The 18,921-nt window shown below is 39.6% G+C and carries 20 protein-coding genes; 10 read left to right on the plus strand and 10 right to left on the minus strand.

The genetic code is table 11. The annotated features are described in order from the left end of the window. Nucleotides 1-79: 79 nt before the first annotated feature. Nucleotides 80-352, minus strand: coding sequence for an HU family DNA-binding protein (locus F944_RS07790; protein ID WP_004989063.1), 273 nt, complete (start codon nt 350-352; stop codon nt 80-82). A gap of 167 nt (nt 353-519) precedes the next feature. Next, nucleotides 520-975: a phasin family protein gene (locus F944_RS07795; RefSeq protein WP_004989065.1), complete on the minus strand. Its 456-nt coding sequence runs from the start codon at nt 973-975 to the stop codon at nt 520-522. 195 nt (nt 976-1,170) lie between these two features. On the opposite strand from F944_RS07795, the gene F944_RS07800 reads away from it, so the two are divergent. The 8 genes from F944_RS07800 to fdx all read left to right on the plus strand — a co-directional run bounded on the left by F944_RS07800 (nt 1,171) and on the right by fdx (nt 7,290). Next, entirely contained in the window at nt 1,171-1,818 is a 648-nt protein-coding gene (locus F944_RS07800; protein ID WP_004989067.1) for a hypothetical protein, read from the plus strand. 112 nt (nt 1,819-1,930) lie between these two features. Next, nucleotides 1,931-2,404, plus strand: a complete 474-nt coding sequence (locus F944_RS07805; protein ID WP_004989069.1) for an Rrf2 family transcriptional regulator — start codon at nt 1,931-1,933, stop codon at nt 2,402-2,404. A gap of 1 nt (nt 2,405) precedes the next feature. After that, a complete protein-coding gene (locus F944_RS07810) occupies nt 2,406-3,623 on the plus strand; it encodes an IscS subfamily cysteine desulfurase (protein WP_004989071.1) in 1,218 nt (405 codons plus the stop codon). 80 nt (nt 3,624-3,703) lie between these two features. Then, nucleotides 3,704-4,090: a Fe-S cluster assembly scaffold IscU gene (gene iscU / locus F944_RS07815; RefSeq protein WP_004989072.1), complete on the plus strand. Its 387-nt coding sequence runs from the start codon at nt 3,704-3,706 to the stop codon at nt 4,088-4,090. 28 nt (nt 4,091-4,118) lie between these two features. Beyond that, the gene (iscA, locus tag F944_RS07820) at nt 4,119-4,439 is read left to right on the plus strand and encodes an iron-sulfur cluster assembly protein IscA (protein ID WP_004989073.1); all 321 of its coding nucleotides are present in this window, start codon (nt 4,119-4,121) and stop codon (nt 4,437-4,439) included. Between the two features lie 84 nt (nt 4,440-4,523). After that, complete coding sequence (gene hscB / locus F944_RS07825) at nt 4,524-5,039, plus strand: Fe-S protein assembly co-chaperone HscB (protein ID WP_004989074.1); 516 nt, start codon at nt 4,524-4,526, stop codon at nt 5,037-5,039. A gap of 37 nt (nt 5,040-5,076) precedes the next feature. Next, complete coding sequence (gene hscA, locus F944_RS07830; RefSeq protein WP_004989076.1) at nt 5,077-6,936, plus strand: Fe-S protein assembly chaperone HscA; 1,860 nt, start codon at nt 5,077-5,079, stop codon at nt 6,934-6,936. 15 nt (nt 6,937-6,951) lie between these two features. Next, complete coding sequence (fdx, locus tag F944_RS07835; RefSeq protein ID WP_004989078.1) at nt 6,952-7,290, plus strand: ISC system 2Fe-2S type ferredoxin; 339 nt, start codon at nt 6,952-6,954, stop codon at nt 7,288-7,290. A 41-nt stretch (nt 7,291-7,331) separates the two neighbouring features. Here fdx and F944_RS07840 read toward each other — a convergent pair whose 3' ends face one another. The 8 genes from F944_RS07840 to F944_RS07875 form a co-directional block, all read right to left on the minus strand. Then, nucleotides 7,332-8,708 (minus strand): adenylate/guanylate cyclase domain-containing protein, encoded by a 1,377-nt coding sequence (locus tag F944_RS07840; protein WP_275889965.1) that lies wholly within the window; start codon nt 8,706-8,708, stop codon nt 7,332-7,334. A 113-nt stretch (nt 8,709-8,821) separates the two neighbouring features. Further along, entirely contained in the window at nt 8,822-9,256 is a 435-nt protein-coding gene (locus F944_RS07845) for an HIT domain-containing protein (protein WP_004989091.1), read from the minus strand. A gap of 236 nt (nt 9,257-9,492) precedes the next feature. Next, nucleotides 9,493-12,951, minus strand: coding sequence for a transcription-repair coupling factor (gene mfd / locus F944_RS07850; RefSeq protein ID WP_004989093.1), 3,459 nt, complete (start codon nt 12,949-12,951; stop codon nt 9,493-9,495). Between the two features lie 96 nt (nt 12,952-13,047). Further along, nucleotides 13,048-13,401: a hypothetical protein gene (locus F944_RS07855; protein WP_004989094.1), complete on the minus strand. Its 354-nt coding sequence runs from the start codon at nt 13,399-13,401 to the stop codon at nt 13,048-13,050. Between the two features lie 25 nt (nt 13,402-13,426). Then, nucleotides 13,427-14,452, minus strand: coding sequence for an alpha/beta hydrolase (locus F944_RS07860; protein WP_004989097.1), 1,026 nt, complete (start codon nt 14,450-14,452; stop codon nt 13,427-13,429). Further along, on the minus strand, nt 14,453-15,595 hold the full coding sequence (locus tag F944_RS07865) for a YdcF family protein (protein WP_004989099.1): 1,143 nt from the start codon (nt 15,593-15,595) through the stop codon (nt 14,453-14,455). It abuts the gene before it with no gap. 2 nt (nt 15,596-15,597) lie between these two features. After that, a complete protein-coding gene (gene murB / locus F944_RS07870) occupies nt 15,598-16,635 on the minus strand; it encodes a UDP-N-acetylmuramate dehydrogenase (protein ID WP_026039902.1) in 1,038 nt (345 codons plus the stop codon). Between the two features lie 17 nt (nt 16,636-16,652). Continuing rightward, the gene (locus F944_RS07875; protein WP_004989102.1) at nt 16,653-17,171 is read right to left on the minus strand and encodes a low molecular weight protein-tyrosine-phosphatase; all 519 of its coding nucleotides are present in this window, start codon (nt 17,169-17,171) and stop codon (nt 16,653-16,655) included. 118 nt (nt 17,172-17,289) lie between these two features. Here F944_RS07875 and F944_RS07880 point away from each other — a divergent pair, with 118 nt between their 5' ends. Together F944_RS07880 and F944_RS07885 are read left to right on the plus strand one after the other, a co-directional pair. Further along, nucleotides 17,290-18,450, plus strand: a complete 1,161-nt coding sequence (locus tag F944_RS07880; RefSeq protein ID WP_004989103.1) for an iron-containing alcohol dehydrogenase — start codon at nt 17,290-17,292, stop codon at nt 18,448-18,450. Continuing rightward, nucleotides 18,447-18,908: an acyl-CoA thioesterase gene (locus F944_RS07885; RefSeq protein WP_004989105.1), complete on the plus strand. Its 462-nt coding sequence runs from the start codon at nt 18,447-18,449 to the stop codon at nt 18,906-18,908. Before F944_RS07880 ends, F944_RS07885 begins: the two co-directional genes overlap by 4 nt. The last annotated feature ends 13 nt before the right edge of the window (nt 18,909-18,921 follow it).

Below are 18,921 nucleotides of genomic sequence, written 5' to 3' on the forward strand. Positions count from 1 at the left end.
GAATGAATGCGTAATCTCTTGCTTTTGCACTTTTTAATAAAAAACGCGCCCAAAAGGCGCGTTAATTTAACTCGTGCAATTAAGCAACAGAATCTTTAAGACCTTTACCTGCTTTAAAGCTAGGTACTTTAGTCGCTTTGATCTGTAACTCTTCACCAGTTTTAGGATTACGTCCTGTACGAGCTGCACGGTCTTTAACACTGAAAGTGCCAAAACCTACTAAAGTAACAGTATCACCCGCTTTAAGTGCATCTGTTACTGAAGCGATAGTCGCATCTAATGCTTTACCAGCATCAGTCTTAGACAATCCCCCTTTTTCTGCAATCGCATCAATTAATTCTGATTTATTCATGAAGATAACGTCCTCTTATTTCGTTTATTTAAAATCTAAGGCTGTAAGTTTAAAAGGCCATGACGCCTTTATAGCAATGCTTTAGGGCAAAAGGCAATACTGAATCAGGCGTTTTATCAAAAATAAACGTGAATTTCTGCTATAAAAACGCCTAAATGCTATTTTTTTTATTTTTCACTCAATTTTGACTTTAAGTTTTCATTTTCCTCAATCAGCATATCGATCTTAGTATGCAGTTGTAATAATAGCTGTTCAATGTGCTGTAAATCCTTTGCCGTCACCAAACCAATTCGGTTCAATGAATGGTGAATACTCTGATCAATGATCCGCTCAACTTTATCTTTAGTATCAGTCACTGACTCTTTTGCTTTTTCTGCTACTTTGTTAACAGTCGTATCCGCAGCATCTATTGTTTTTGATTCAAGCTCTTCACCAACTTTGACTAATGAGTCAAATAATTTATTCCCTTCTTCTTCTGCACGTGAAAAAGCCCCAAGACCTGCTAACCAAATTTGCTTTGAATATTTTCTAAAATCAAGCGCAGATTTACGGGAAGCTCTGGTTTTTCCTCTTGTTTTCTCAGATTCAAGTTCAGTACCCTGATCTATGCTTTCCTTTTCCATTATTTCGTTACTCCTGATCACTTTACCGTCATATGGCTACATTTAACCATAAAATGTATTCATAATAGCAAACCAAAGACTTGATCCTTTTGCTAAAGTGTTCTACAAAGCAAGGCAATTACTTTATTTTTTATTTATTTTTACAATTTGAGATCGGATCTCGAACTTTATATAGCGTTTAAGGACCATGTGGGTATGAGCGAGTCGCAACAAAGCAAAGAACAGTCTCACTTGTTGCTTAACATTTTGTTAATTGTACTTGAAACCGTTTTTTCGTTTATTTTGAAAAATGATAGCGTGATACGCCTTCAATCTAAACCTTTTGTAGATAAAAAAATTTCATTACGAATCAATAGTTATATTCCTTACTTTGATTTTTATGTGCAGTTTACTGACAAAGGCGTGTTATTTGACTTACAAGCGCCCGATCGAGATATCGATCTTGAGATCAGTAGCACTCTATTAGATTTGATTAAAATTTTTATTTTTGGAAATCGTCGCAGTATCAAAACTATGCGGATTGGTGGCGATACTGAACTCAAAGAACAGTTTAAAGATTTACTTTTATACTTTAGTTTGCCAAAGCTGTTTGCGGATTGGAAACAATGGCTACGCCAACCTCATGAGCCCCATCAGGCGATTGCTTCAAAAAAACGTATCGCTCCGTTACTTGAGAAAATTGATACTCAACGCTCTCAAATTAACAGTCTACATGTGGAGCTTAAACAATATAAAAACCGTATCCGCCGCCTTCAACAGCGTCAGCGTTCCATCAATATCGGTTTTGGCGTAATTACTGTCGTTTTAGTTGCTTTATTAGTGTATAATTTATGGGCAGGTTAACCAACACATCTTTCCTGCTCAACAAATCATTTTAATAACTATAAAAAAACTTGACTATTTTAGTCGGGATTCTTAAAATTAACCTATCTAGTCTAAACATGTGTACCGAATCATGCGCCTTACAACTCGCGGTCGCTACGCAGTGACTGCTCTTCTTGATCTAGCTTTGCAGCCAACTGAACAAACGATCACACTCGCTGAAATTGCAGCCCGCCAATCCATTTCAGTCGCTTATCTTGAGCAGTTATTTGCCAAACTAAAGCGTCATGGATTAGTTTCTAGTGTTCGTGGTGCGAATGGTGGTTATCATTTAGCTCGCAAAGCCAATGAAATTACCATATTAGAAATTATCGAAGCCGTAAATGAAACTGTAGATGCAACGCGTTGTGACCATAAAGGCAACTGTCAAAATGGTGCAATGTGCTTGACTCACGATTTATGGCAAGAACTCTCCCACCACATTGCCGATTACCTTGCAAAAATCTCACTTGCTGATCTCGTCAATCGCGACAATGTACAAACCGTCGCACTGCGTCAGAACTCAGCAGATTATGATTCTGCCCTACTATCGGCTACAGGTATTTGAAATGAAACGTCCGATTTATCTTGATTATGCTGCAACAACGCCTGTACTTCCAGAAGTTGCAGAACGCATGATGGAATGCCTGACTTTTGATGGTACGTTTGGTAATCCTGCATCACGTTCTCATGCATATGGATGGCAAGCAGAAGAAAAAGTTGAATATGCACGTGAACAAGTCGCAAATTTAATCAAAGCTGATCCTCGTGAAATCGTATGGACATCAGGCGCGACTGAATCTGATAACTTGGTATTAAAAGGGATTGCTCAGTTTTATGGTTCAAAGGGTAAACATATCATTACCAGTAAAATTGAACATAAAGCGATTTTAGATCCTTGCCGTGAGTTAGAAGAACAAGGTTTCGAGATTACTTATCTTGAGCCAGAACCGCGTACAGGTCTCATTACTCCTGAAATGGTAAAAGAAGCACTACGTCCAGATACAATTTTAGTGTCACTGATGATGGTGAATAATGAAATTGGTACTGTGACAGATGTTGCCGCAATTGGTGAGCTTACACGTGCTAATAAAACTTTTTTTCATGTAGATGCGGCCCAAGCTGCTGGTAAGGTTGAAATTGATCTTTCTACCATGAAAATTGATTTGATGAGTTTTTCTGGTCACAAAGTTTACGGCCCTAAAGGTATTGGTGCGCTTTATGTGCGTCGTAGCCCACGTGTTCGTTTAAAAGCACAAATACACGGTGGCGGTCATGAACGTGGTATGCGTTCAGGTACTTTAGCGACTCATCAAATTGTAGGTATGGGTGAAGCGTTTGAAATTGCTGGTAAAACCATGCAAGCAGAACAAACTCGTATTCGTCAGTTACGTGACAAACTCTGGAATGGTTTACAGGATCTTGAACAAGTGTTCCTGAATGGTCATCCAACTCAGAACGTTGCAAATTATCTTAATGTCAGCTTTAACTTTGTTGAAGGTGAATCATTGATGATGGCACTTAAAGATGCGGCTGTATCTTCTGGATCAGCATGTACATCTGCAACTCTAGAGCCATCTTATGTCTTACGTGCTTTAGGCCTATCTGATGAACTGGCACACAGCTCAATTCGTTTTAGTTTTGGTAAATATACTACTGAAGCTGATATTGATCATGTGCTTGAAATTACCAAAGCTGCTGTCGAGAAATTACGTGAACTTTCTCCGCTTTGGGATATGTATAAAGAAGGTATCGACCTTTCAACAGTTGAATGGGCTGAACACTAATCCATTGATCTGTCGATTGAAAAACATATTTTTGCCCTCATATTTAATATTAGGCTGACCCCGAGGTTTGGAGAAGCAACATGGCTTATAGTGAAAAGGTTATTGATCATTACGAAAACCCGCGTAATGTTGGTGTTTTAGATAAAAACGCTGAAAATGTAGGTACAGGAATGGTAGGTGCACCAGCATGTGGTGATGTAATGCGCCTACAAATTCAAGTCAATGATGACGGTGTGATTGAAGAAGCACGTTTCAAGACTTATGGTTGTGGTTCAGCCATTGCATCGAGCTCTTTGGTCACAGAGTGGCTTAAAGGTAAAACACTAGACCAAGCGCAAGCAATCAAGAACATTGATATTGCAACTGAGCTTGCTCTACCGCCTGTTAAAGTTCACTGTTCAGTTTTAGCAGAAGATGCGATCAAAGCTGCGATTGACGATTACCGCAACAAAAAGACCAAAGCTTAATTGATTGCCTTAATTTGACGGAGTTTTCATGATTCATTTAACTGAAAATGCGGCAACTCACATTCGCAATTATTTGTTGAATCGTGGTAAAGGTGAAGGCATTCGCGTTGGTGTGAAAACTTCAGGCTGTTCAGGTCTGGCTTATGTGCTTGAATTTGTCGATGACATGGATACGCATGACCAAATGTTTGAACAGCATGGCGTAAAAGTTTTCGTTGATCCCAAAAGTCTTGTTTATCTTGACGGGATGGAAATGGACTATGTTAAAAATGGTCTAAATGAAGGCTTTGAGTTTAATAACCCCAATAAAAAAGGCGAATGTGGTTGTGGAGAATCCTTCACAGTTTAAAGCCCTTACCCTTTTCACTTCATATTAAAAGCAGTGTTTTTACACTGTTTTTAATATATTTATTTACTACGGAATTCATCTCCCATGAATCATTTTGAGTTGTTTAACTTACCCGTAGCACTCGATATCGATTTAGCCACGTTAAAAACAAATTTCCTGAACTTGCAGCAACAATATCATCCCGATAAAGCGGAAGATAAAGATCAGGCACTCATCAAGTCCAGTGAAATCAACCAAGCTTATAAAGTACTTTCACAAGTAGACAGCCGCGCTGCTTACTTATTAGCACTTAAAAAGCAGGATTATCATCTGGATCAATCGATTAGTGATTTTGAGTTTTTGCAATCAGCATTGGAAATTCGTGAGCAACTCGAAGAAGCCAGTGATCCTGAACAACTTGAAACCCTAAAAATTGAAGTTAACCAATGGGTGGATGGTCTGATTCGTGAGTTTAAAATCGATTATGCAGATGAAGATTGGGGCGAAGCGCGTGATACAGTCCGCAAATTACGTTTCTTTCAGCGTGTTCTCAATGATATCGATAAAGCTGAAGATCAAATGCTCGATGATGAGAGCTTCGATTTAGATGATGAATTTTAATTTAGTTGTACCGATTTACTTTCAAGGGATTTAACTCATGGCACTCTTGCAAATTGCTGAACCAGGTCAATCAAGTGCCCCGCATCAACATCGTATTGCGATTGGGATTGACCTTGGAACAACACATTCTTTAGTTGCCACAGTACTCTCTGGCAAAGCAAAAGTTCTACCAGATGACAAAGATCGCGTCTTGTTGCCTTCAATTGTGCATTATGCTGAGAAAACCACAGAATATGGTGATGATGCCAAGTCCTTTATCACCACAGACCCTAAAAATACGATTATTTCAGTTAAACGTTTTATGGGTCGTTCCAAGACAGATATTAAATTTCAGCATCCTTACACGTTAATCGGTGCAGACAATGAAATGCCTGCTTTTGAAACTCGTACAGGTCGTAAAACACCTGTTGAAGTTTCAGCAGAAATTCTTAAGCAGCTTAAAGATCGTGCAGAGGCCAGCCTTAAAAACCCTGTGAATGGCGCAGTGATTACTGTACCTGCTTATTTTGATGAAGCACAACGTCAAGCAACACGTGATGCAGCTCAACTCGCAGGTCTCAATGTCCTAAGACTTTTAAATGAGCCGACTGCGGCTGCGGTTGCTTATGGCCTCGATCAGGATACAAACCTACAAACCGATCATAATTATGTGATTTATGATTTGGGTGGTGGTACTTTTGACGTTTCGATCTTACGTTTTTCACAAGGCGTATTTGAAGTGCTTGCGACAGGTGGTCATACTGCTTTGGGTGGTGATGATCTGGATCGCTTAATTGTGAAATGGGCTAAAAAACAGCTTAATATCGATGTATTGGATGATGCAGAATATGCTGCGTTTATTGTTGCTGCCCGCAAAGCAAAAGAAGCTTTATCTGATCAATCTCAGGTTCAATTTAAAGCACTAGATCATGCTTTAGCACTCGATCGCGCTACGTTTGAAACGATCATTCAAATCGCACTAGAGAAGACAATCAGTGTTTGTAAACGTGTTTTACGTGATGCAAAACTGAATCTGGACGATATTCAAAATGTAGTATTAGTCGGTGGTTCTACGCGCTCCTATGCTGTACAAAAAGCAGTGCGTGATGTATTTGATCAGGAACCGCTTTGTACCATCAATCCAGATGAAGTGGTCGCTATCGGTGCTGCTATTACAGCCAATCAATTGATTGGTAATTCACAAGATGGATCGTTACTGCTTGATGTCACTCCGCTTTCTCTTGGCTTAGAAACCATGGGTGGTTTGGTTGAACGACTCATTTCACGCAATACTGCCATCCCTGTTGCTCGTCGACAGGAATTTACGACTTATCAAGATGGTCAAACCGCCATGTTGATTCATGTGGTACAGGGTGAACGTGATCTGGTTGAGCACTGTCGCTCACTTGGTCGTTTTGTCTTGCATGGCATCCCCCCGATGACCGCAGGTCAAGCACGTATCGAAGTGACGTTCCAAGTCGATGCTGATGGGTTATTAACTGTTTCTGCGCAAGAAACAACTTCTGGCGTAAAAGCTGAGATTGATATCAAACCTTCTTATGGCTTATCAGATACAGACACTGAACGTCTATTGATCGAAGGCTTTCAACATGCTGAAGAAGACAAATTATTGCGTCATTTACAAGAAGCCAAAGTTGAAGCTCAACGTGAACTTGAAGCACTTGAGCAAGCCTTGAAAGTCGATGCTACGCTATTGTCTGAACAGCAGTTGACTGCATTAAATGTCGCTAAAGATCATTTATATGTACAACTTAATGCCAATGATATTCAAGCCATTGAACAGGCCTTACAAGCGCTTAAAGTCTATAGCGATGAATTTGCAGCATTACGCATGAATCGACATATCGATCATGCACTCAAAGGCACCAAACTGAACGACTGGTCAGACTCAAATTAAGAAACAGGTGAATATATGCCACGTATTAAAGTTCTTCCCCATGCGCAAATTTGCCCAGAAGGTGCTGAGTTTGAAGTTGAAGAAAATGCCAACCTTTGCCAAAGCTTACTCAATAATGGCATCAAAATTGAACATGCCTGTGATATGTCATGCGCCTGTACGACTTGCCATGTGATTGTGCGTAAAGGTTTTGACAGTTTAGATGAAATGAATGATGTCGAAGCCGACTTGCTTGATCGTGCTTGGGGATTAGAACCAGATTCACGGCTATCTTGTCAGGTTAAAATTGTTGATGAAGATTTGGAAGTTGAGATTCCAAAATATACCATCAACCATGCTTCAGAAAATCATTAATTCAGAACTCAGAAAATAAAAGCCACTCAAAAGAGTGGCTTTTATTTGACTTCATCTTCGAGTTTTAACTTGGCAACACCCTGCGCATTAGTGAGATTCTGCTGAACCTGAATACGCTGGATCATTTTTTCGAGCACTTCTACCAGTTCAGGATATTCAAAATTTTGTACTTCCTCAAGATTAAGTACCAAGTGAAATCCCTTGTATTCATAATCAAACCATTGTTGATTATCGGATTTTTTACCCGTGTATTTTTCCATGACTTGCCATGTTTTAACTGCACCCTGAATACCTTTTAGATAAATAGGTGCTTTAGGTGCACATAGGAATTCATTTTTAACTAATTGATAAGTATCATCAGAAATTAAAATTTCATCGATTTCTGCCGCATATTGTAACCGTGCTGCAAGGTTGGCATCACGTCCTACAATGGTATAGGCCATACGATGGGTCGCGCCATAGTTTCCAACGTGACAATATCCCGTACTGATTCCCATACGAATGTGCAATGCTGGATAGCCCATTTTGATCCAGCGCTCACGCAATAATTTCATTTGCTGGCGCATGGCGATTGCCATTTCTACACAGGATTTCGCATCTTTCTCGACCCCTTGAGAAGTCGGATCACCAAAAAAGATAAGAATCGCGTCACCCATAAACTTATCGACAGTCGCTTCATACTGTTTGGCAATTTCAGTCATGTGACTTAAATAGTCATTCAGTAGAAATGCTAAATCATCTGGAATCAAACTCTCTGAAAGTTCGGTAAATCCCTGAATATCAGAAAAGAAAATCGTGAGTTTTTTTCGTTTATATTCAATTTTAGCTTCCGCTTCACCACGCATAATCGATTGCCAAAGCTGTAAAGGCGCATAACGACTCAGCTGGTTGGAAAATGCCATGTAACGGGTCATTTGATTATAGTAATGTTGACGAAGCTGGGTCAGTTTTTCGATACGAATATGCTGATAATAATTGCCAATATTAATAAAAGTAATCAGGCAAATTAGACTAATAACGGTCAGCTCCTGACTCGTTGGCTCGAAATAGTCCTGAAAACCAAAAATAAAAATAGTACTTGCATAAAAAATTGTAATCCCAATCATGCCAGACAAAGATGCCGCCATAAATGAAATTTTACTATTAATTGCAGTGTACAATAAGGCAAATAAAGAGGTAAAAGTCAGAACCAGACTTAAATGCACGCCTGCCAATGAAACCGCAACGGCGATGACATCAATGACAAAAAAAACATTTCGGGCGACATTCTGATTAAATTTATATTGTAACCAACGATCTAATTTGGGACTGATCAGTAAAATCAAAACCAGAAAAATAGGGATAAAGAGTTGATAGTTAGCATCTGGTGAGGTAAATGAATAAATTACCACAATCAGTGACAGTATAAAATATCCCATCAAACGATGAAAATATGCAAACTGCCGCGGTTCCCTATCAACCAGCCTATCTAATGGCACTCTACCCTCCGATCTTTAACTTAAACCACATTTTCATGCGGTTTAACAAAGACTTAGTCCATACGCCAATCAAATGGCATATCACCCTGTCCGCGTAAAGCTAACATCAAAGTCTGGCGCATATGTGCAAGTACATCATTACTATATGGTACCGCAGGTGTTCCCCATACTGGTTTAGGCCAAGCGACATCGTTCTGATAACGAACCACATGATGAAAATGCAACTGTGGCACCATATTACCTAGTGCGGCAACATTCATCTTATCTGCACGGAAAACACGGGCTAATTGGCTAGATAACCAGCTTGATTCACGCAGGAACTGTTCCTGATCAGCTTGGCTTAACTCATAAAGCTCTGTAATTCCAGGTACACGCGGTATAAGAATCAACCATGGAAATTGCATATCATTCATTAAACGACATGTTGAAAGCGGGAAATCGCCTACAAAAAAAGTATCTTGAGCAAGTTGTGGATGCAAACTAAACATATCTTTATAAATGACGCATGAATTATGATGGCTAATACTATCACAACACTTGTGATGTGAGTATTATTAGTACCTTGTTTACTTACAAATAACAATGATTTTATTCAATAATTCAGCGATAAAAGTCCAATTTTACAGCGGTTTGCTGATCGATTTAGCCAACCTCAAGTTAAACTAAAAAATGTGATGAAAATCGATGGCATTTCATCACATTAACTTAACAAAAGTTGCATGTCTTAATGCAACTCATTAACAAGTTTTGCAAGTAAATCCTGAATAAATTGGACACGTTTATCATATTCCTGTAATTGCACTGTAATTTTTAAGCGCTGCCCACCTTCCATCCGATAATAAGTTGGATTTTTCTGCATCAGTTGAATAATGCTGATCGCTTGTACAGGCGTATCTGGTGAAAATTCAACATAGCCTCCGTTTGCATTGATATCAATCTTGGTTATACCTAGATGTTCGGCTTTAAGACGAATCTGATGCACACTAAATAGCTGTTTAACGGCTTGTGGCAATGTTCCAAAACGATCAATCAATTCCATGCGGATATTATCAAGTTTTTCCTGGGTATCGGTATTGCTGATTCGTTTATAAAATAACAATCGCTGATGCACATCTCCAAGATAATCATCTGGAATTAAAGCAGGCATGTGTAAATTAATTTCTGCGGTTAAAGATAATGGCGCATCGAAATTCGGTGTTTTACCCTTTTGAATGGCTTTGGTGGCTTTTTCTAGCATTTCCATATACAAGCTATAACCAATTGCCTGCATAGAACCACTTTGCTGTTCACCCAATAATTCACCCGCACCACGGATTTCCAAGTCTTCGGTGGCGAGCATAAAACCCGCACCTAGCGTTGAAGCGCGTTGAATCGCATCCAGACGTTTTTCGGCATCACCTTTCAAATGTTTAATTGATGGTACCAACAAATAGGCATAAGCCTGATGATGCGAGCGCCCAACTCGACCACGTAATTGATGCAATTGCGCCAATCCAAGCTTATCGGCTCGTTCAATGATAATGGTATTGGCATTAGGGACATCAATTCCTGTTTCAATAATGGTTGAACACACCAATACATTGAATTCTTTATGATAAAACTGCTGCATCACTTGTTCGAGCTCACGTTCACGCATCTGCCCATGTGCAACTGCTAAGCGCGCTTCAGGCACTAGATGCCGAATATTTTCGGCAGTGCGCTCAATCGTATCGACTTCATTATGTAAGAAATAAACCTGACCACCCCGTAGTAATTCACGCAAAATGGCTTCTTTGACAGACTCATCGGTATGTTCTTGCATAAAGGTTTTTACTGCCAAACGTCGTGCTGGCGGTGTCGCAATAATCGATAAATCACGCATTCCTGAAAATGCCATATTTAAGGTACGCGGAATCGGCGTTGCTGTTAATGTCAGCATATCGACATCAGCACGCAAGGCTTTAATTCGCTCTTTATCTCTTACACCAAAACGATGTTCTTCATCGACAATCATTAAGCCCAGATTTTTAAACTGGACATTTTCCTGAAGTAATTTATGTGTTCCAATCACAATATCGACTTTGCCATCAATCAAATCTTCAATATTTTTTTGATGCGTTTTGTTGGAACCAAAACGCGATAAAACTTCGATGCGTACAGGCCAGTCTGCAAAACGATCTTTAAAAGATTCATAATGTTGCTGCGCCAAAAGTGTTGTTGGAACTAAAACCGCCACCTGTTTATTATTTTGCAATGCCACAAAAGCCGCTCGCATCGCCACTTCAGTTTTACCAAAACCGACATCACCACAGACCAAACGATCCATTGGTTTTGCTAAATGCATATCGTGTATAGTCGCTTCAATGGCATTGGCCTGATCGAGCGTTTCTTCATAGGCAAAACCACTGGCAAATTGCATATACAAACTTTGATCCAGTTCAAAAGCAAACCCCGGTTTAGATTGACGACGCGCCTGTATATGTAATAATTCCGCAGCTACATCGTGAATTTGCTCTAAAGCTTTACGTTTTGCTTTGCTCCATGTATCTGTTCCCAGTTTATGTAATGGCGCAAGATCAGGATCACCACCACTGTAGCGACTAATCAAATGCAAATTGGTGACGGGAACATAAACTTTAGCTCCCTCAGCATAATCAAGCTGCAAAAACTCATGATCCTGTCCATCGATTGCCAGTGTGATCAGTCCTGCATATCGTCCGACTCCATGATCGATATGCACCACAGGCGCGCCAATGCTGAGTTCGGTGAGGCTACGGATCAGAAATTCTTCTGAAACTTCTTGTTGACGTTTACGACGGCGTTGTACAACACGATGCTCATAAAGCTGGTTTTCTGAAATCACTGAAAGCTGATCTCGAATCACCAAGCCTCGATCTAAGGGCGCGTTGGTAATCGCAATCACATATTGCTGTTTAAGAAAATCGCTAAACCCCTCGACATTTGGAATTTCACCCAGACTCGATCGCAATGAATCTTTTAAACTTTCACGACGACCTGCACTTTCAGCGACCAAAAGCACGGGATGATTTGACTCATCAATATACTGTTTGACACTTTCAAAAGGATGCTCTTTTTTGGCGTCGACAGGTAGTTTCGGTGGAGCTAAGGTATCAAGATTGATTGCGCCTGCACGTAGTTCTGTTGCTTCTGCACTGGCTAAAATTCGGGGGAATTGATTAAGACGTTCAAGCACCAGATTTGGCATGAGAAATAATTCTTCTGGAGCTAAAAGTGGCTGATCAATATTATGTCTACGACTTTCATAACGCTGTAGAACATCTTTCCAAAATTGAGATAAACATTCATCCAGATCCGTATTTGTAATGACAACGCAATTCTTTGGTAAGTAAGATGTAAATGCACTTTGCGTTTGCATTATTTCCTTTTCAAAAAATAAGGGGAAATAAAACTCAACACCCGGTGATGAAATTCCATCTAATACATCTTGATAGATCGGATTTTTCTTAGGATTTGCCGTTGGAAAACTTTCAGCGTAACGGTCACGAAAGACTGAACGTCCTTCTTTTAATGGAAATTCTTTTGCGGGTAATACTGTAAATTGATCCAGACTCTCAGTCGTTCGTTGGGTTTCTGGATCAAAAAATTTGAGTGTATCAATTTCATCATCGAATAAGTCAACACGAATCGGTTGTTCTTGTCCAGAAGCGAAAATATCCATGATGCTGCCACGAACGGCAAACTCACCATGATCATAAACCGTATCGACCAGATGGTAACCCGCCTGAATCAGTCTTAATTTTTCTTTTTCCAGATCAAACTTTTGTCCCCCACGAATATCAAAATGTTCTCCCAATATCCATGAAACAGGCGCAACTCGTTGAGCCAGTGTCGCAGCAGAGATCAGCAAGACCCCTTTTTGCGGCATATTGGATAGAATCGCAAGGCGTTCTGAAACAATGTCCTGATGAGGCGAAAGACGATCATAAGGCAAAATTTCCCAGTCAGGAAAAATTGTGGGTTTAACCCCATAAAATTCAAGCTCACTTTCAAGTTGAGCCAAGTGCTGATTATTTCTTGCTACAATGACCAATAGAGATGCACATTGATCGGCCATTTCTTTAAATAGTAATGCGCCAGATGAACCTAATATTGATCCGATCCAGCGTTTTTCGCCTGCTTTTAATTGCTGTAATTTGAGCTGAGAGATTTCTTGTTGGAACATTGAATGTGTTTGGATAAAAGACATAGCATCTATATTAACATGATGAGCCAAGACCAAACTTGATTTATGTTGTTGTTTGCGCAAGCTTTGAAGGAATTATTTGTCTCGTTTAAACTCACGGTAATATTGATTGAGCTTTTCGATCAGGCTTTTGAATTGTTGTAAATTCTCGTGATTATTTCCCAAACGCTGGACATAACGTCCTGTTGCCATTTCCAGATCAATTTTTTCATTAATCAGCATCGATCTTAAATAAAGCTGTTCCAAATCATTAAAACTGGATAATTTTCGATTTGAAAAATATTCCAGTCGTTCCGATAAATCATTTATGACAATTCCATCCACTATATAACCTTGCTGTGAATCGAACTGAATTTGATGCTGTTGCATATATTGCTGTTCAGCCGATGGCTTGCCAGATTTAAATAGATTTGAGAGCTTGTTTAACATTGCTAGTCATCACGAATACAGTTCATCAATAGTAATAATGCTTGGGTCGTGCATGTAAAAATGCAGGAATCAGCCCCGTTAAAGCAGCACGAATATCAGCGCGTTCATTAATCAACTGATGCGAACCTTCTTCAAGCATTAGCAAGGTTTGTAAGCGAAATTTACGTCGAATAAACTCGATGTTATATCGCCAGTCCACCGTTTGATCCAATGCGCCTTGCGCCAACCAGACAGGAATACGACATGGCGGACGTTGCTCCATTTCCAGCATCCATTTGGACATAGCTAAAATCCAATCCATACCCATCATACGCGGTTGAAGTGGATCTTTAAGCCGAATAAAACGCAGGAATTCTGGATTATGATTATTACGTCTGAAATGACGCGGAACTTGACGTTTAATCCGTTTAATAATGCCCAAACCCACTGAATTGTGCCACCACGCGGTTTTTGCAGGTCGAATCAATGGTGATAATAATAATACTCGATCGACAATCGGATCTTGACGTTTTTCTGCATATTCAAGTAAATGATGCATCCAGATCGCGCCACCCGTACTCTGCCCAATACCCAACCACGGTTTTGGAAGTTGATTGGCATGTTTAACGTATTGGTGAACTGCTTTTAAGACTTGTTGATAATGATCAAAATTTTGAATATTGGCAGGTGAACCATCGCTTAGACCGTGACCCGGCAGATCATAAGTCAATACACTAAAGCCCTGTTCCAGAATTTCTCGGATAATCGGTTGATAGATCCCGCTATGTTCCAGATAACCATGCAATAAACATACTGTACCTAATGGTTTACGATGTGGCTTAAATACCTGTACATGCAGTTTGAACAATGGCATTTGGATATAGCCTTGCCATTGTTCACAATCAAGCGAATCAAGACCATAGAGTTTACGATAAGCTAAAAGATCTTTTGATGGCTCAAAGGCATGATTTAGATTTAAAGGTTCAAGTACATGCGGAGTTAAATCACGACTCGGAACAGGCAAATCCAGTTGCTGAAGCACAGTTGGATTTAAAAAAGGAATTTCTGGCATTTAAGGTACCTCCCGACATCCGCTAGAGCCAAAAAGTACATCACGTATAGTCGCCAATAGCTCATAATTGGCTCGACGACTATGATCATAATTTTGTTGATTTGGTTGCCATTTTGTCAATTGTGTCGGCATAGGTGCTTCAACAGGAATAGTTTCAATTCCATTTAAAGCAAATAAACGTCTTGTTCTTGGCATATGATAAATATCTGTGACCAACATGACTGTTGGCGCGCCCCCTTTTTTTTGTAGTAATAAAGAACTAAAGCGTGTGTTTTCACAGGTATTCATACTTCTATTTTCAAGGAGTTTTGCATCCACACCCCGTTGTTTCAGCCATTTTTGCATATAGGGTGCTTCTACACCGCTCAGTACAATAGGTAAATGATTTTGTTGGTGTAATTCCAGCGTTTTTTCCAGTCGTAACCGTGTATAAGGATTAACAACGATATCTTTTTTGTTTTCATCCAGCGTCAAACCACCGCCTAAAACCACAATGGCATAAGGCTTATTATGATTTGCGGGCTTTTCATCATTCTGGTTTTGCTGAACGTAAGCAACATCCTGTGAAGTTTGTTGATCAATCGTTTTTTCATGCTCAACTGAAACAGGATGTTTTTTAAGAAATTCAACATACTGCTGCATTAATGCTTTATTTTCAGAACTATTGAGTTCAATCAATGGATTTGCAGGCTCATCGACGTGTACCTCACTTGTAGCAGCTTCTGGTTCTGAAACAGAAGCTTTAAGCAATGGCACGGCTGGCTTTTCCTGATCTTCATCTTCCGTTTCTTCTTGTTTTTGCTGTTCTAATATACGGTCTTGTAAAAGTTTATATCGAGTTTGTAGCAAGCCTAAAGACTCTGGATCTTTTGAGTTTAGCGCTTCTTCAATCAGGCTTAAATAAGCCTGACGTGCAATCCATAGGTTTGATCCTGGTTCGAGATTATCATGTTCACTTAATGCAGCCTGTTGCTGACTCTTTGCAGCGACTTGATTGACTTCGACAGGCACAAAATAATTTAAAGCTTTTACAATCAATTTTGAGTAAAAAGGCGTATAAATAAAAACCATTAGACAAGCAAAGAGTACGAATAGTATGGCAACTAAACGTACTAATCGAATCGCCCAATGCGTTTTAACCATAACTACACTTCCGAATGGGATCGAATTAATCCATTTGAATCAAATAACACTGGTTCTGGTTCAAGCTGGATATTAAAACGCTGTTTTACATCATATTGAACGGACTGATAAGTGTGCCTAACATCACTTAAAGATGCATTGGCATAATTCACTAAAACCAATGCCTGCTTTTCAAACATCCCAACAGAACCCAATTTTTTACCTTTCCAGCCTGCTTGATCAATCAGCCAGCCTGCCGCAATTTTAACGCAGCCTTGGGCTTGAGGATAATGTGGAATTTGCGGAAATTTTGTAAGTAACTGGTCAAAATCTGCTTGATCAATCACAGGATTTTTAAAGAAACTGCCGACATTCGGATATTGCTTTGGATTGGGCAATTTACTCTGACGAATCTGAATTACCTGTTTCTGTAAATTTTCAGGGCTGACATCACTTCCCACTGCGGCTTTTAAATCACCATAATTCAATTTAAGTTGAGGTTGTTTCAATAAACGAAAAGTGACATGAGTGATAATGTAACGGTTTGGGTCACGTTTAAAAATACTATCCCGATAAGCAAATTGGCAATCTTCAGCGAAAATATCTTGTGTCGTTTTCTCAAATCGGTCATAGACTTGTACAGACTCGATAAACTCACCGACCTCGACCCCATAAGCACCAATATTTTGTACAGGTGAAGCCCCAACCAGACCTGGAATGAGTGCCAGATTTTGTAGTCCATACCAGCCGTTCTCTGTGGTCATCAAGACAAAATCGTGCCAAATCTGCCCTCCACCAACTTTCACTTTTACATGGTCAGGATGATCTTCAATCAGCTCGATACCCTGAATATTGATATGCAATACCAATGCATGAATATGCTCTGGCAATAACAAATTGCTCCCACCAGACAGAATGAGAACATTCAACTGCTGCTGTTCGGCATAGTTTAACGCCGAGATTAAGCTTTGAATTGAATCAATCTTTACATAATGTGAAGCGATTGAGTGCAAATTTAAAGTATTAAAAGGTTGAAGCTGTACATCGTGTTGAATTTGGATCACAGGTAAACTCATTTTTATTGATTGCTAGTCATGATTTGCTGTTTAAAGATTTGCACCCAAGCTTGTGCACTAGATTCACATTGATCGAGCACTCGCTCAAAACCATCAGCTCCACCATAATAAGGATCAGGCAATGCCTGACCTAAGTAAACTGGATCATGTTCACTCATTAAAGCAACTGTTGCCAGCAATTGATGTGGCTTATATTGTTTTAATGCTTTTTGTTTAAACAGTTGAATATCATCGAAGTTCTCATGATCCATTGCTAGAATAAGATCAAATTCGAAAAAATCTTGAACCCTGAGCTGACGAGCACGTAAAGAAGACAAATCATAACCCCGTTTTAATGCGTGTTGCTGACTTCGGGAATCAGGTGCTTTGTTGGGATGATAATTGCTCGTACCTGCCGAATCCACCACGACATTCAGTTGATATGTATCACAAAAGTGTCTTAAAACAATCTCTGCCGTGGGAGAACGACAAATATTTCCCAAACAGACACAAAGCACCTTAAAAGGTGGGTGTGATGACATATAAACCTCGAAAGTGCTTTATTTTCAGGTGTCTTATGTTAATTTATTTAAAAGCAGAATCCTATAGAAGAAATGAACAGAAATGTTCGATTTATGATGAAAAATAAGGAAATACCTCATGAGCCAATTTCAATTTCAGACAGCAGCTCGCATTATTTCAGGTCTTGGCTCAATACAGGAACTTAAACAGATTATTCTCGAGAATCACTATCGAAAACTTCTTATCATTACCGATGCAGGAATGGTACAACACCAGCTGCATTTGCCTATTATCGAGATTTTAGAACGCCTAAATATTACTTATTCAATTTATTCAAATATTCAGGCTGACCCGCCCGAACATATCGTGCTCGATGCCGCTGAGTTTGCAAAAAAAGAAAAAGTCGATGCGATCTTGGGTTTTGGTGGTGGTAGTTCGATGGATGTTGCTAAAATCATTACCCTATTGGCACACCCTGAACAAAAACAGACTATCGCGGAGATGTATGGCGTGAATAACGCCAAAGGCCCCAAACTGCCCTTAATTCTAGTGCCTACCACTGCTGGAACTGGCTCCGAAGTTACCCCAATTTCTATCGTCACTACAGGTGAAACCACTAAAACAGGTATTGTCTCCCCTCATTTATATGCTGATATTGCCATATTGGATGCAAATTTCACTCAAGGCTTACCTGCACATATTACTGCTGCGACAGGCATAGATGCGATGGTGCATGCCATAGAAGCCTATACCTCCAAAATCAAGAAAAATTTCTACGCGGATATGTTGGCAAAAAATGCATTACGCTTACTCAATGATAATCTGCCTAAAGTCTTCAAAGATGGTACAGATCTTGAGGCACGACAAAATATGTTATTGGGATCAATGCTCGCGGGACAAGCTTTTGCCAATGCACCAGTGGGTGCAGTTCATGCCTTAGCCTATCCATTAGGTGGGCATTTTCATCTTTCACACGGGCATACCAATGCATTGGTTCTAGTCGAAGTTCTCAAATTCAATGCACCATATGCCAAGCATCTCTATGCAGAACTGATGCAATGGCTGGATCCACGTAGTAATGGAAGCTCCGATGGTTTATGTGATCTTTTTATTGATCATATGCAAAATCACTTAGATCAAAGTGGACTGGTTTTAAAGCTACAAGATTTGAATCTACCGCAACAAAGTCTTGAGACGCTTGCCAAAGATGCGATGCTACAAACTCGCCTTTTACAAAATAATCCACGCGAAATGACTGAGCAGGCTGCGCTTGAAATCTATGAGGCGATTTACGCATGAACAAAGAATCGATAAAACCTGTAATAAAAACACGGGATCAATTTCATTTCTTTTTAAATATCCAGACACGCTGGGCAGATAATGATATTTATGGTCATGTCAACAATGTCACTTATTATAGTTACTTTGACACTGCTGCGAACTCATTACTGATTCAACACGCGGGTTTTGATATCCGACAATCTCCCATCATTGGTCTCGTGGTTGATTCTGCATGCAGTTTTTTTCAGGAACTGTCTTTTCCAGATATGATTGAAGTTGGCGTAGCCATTGCGAAAATTGGAAACTCATCTTTAAGATATGAATTAGCCATTTTTAAACAACATCATATTGAACCGTCTGCTCAAGGTCATTTTGTCCATGTTTTTGTGGATCGTGAAAAGCGTAAAAGTACAGCGATTCCGGACACAATCAGAATGGCACTTAAACCTTATGTATTAAACACCGAATCAGATTAAATACGTTTTAAAA

This window comes from Acinetobacter ursingii DSM 16037 = CIP 107286, from assembly GCF_000368825.1.
GTDB lineage: Bacteria > Pseudomonadota > Gammaproteobacteria > Pseudomonadales > Moraxellaceae > Acinetobacter > Acinetobacter ursingii.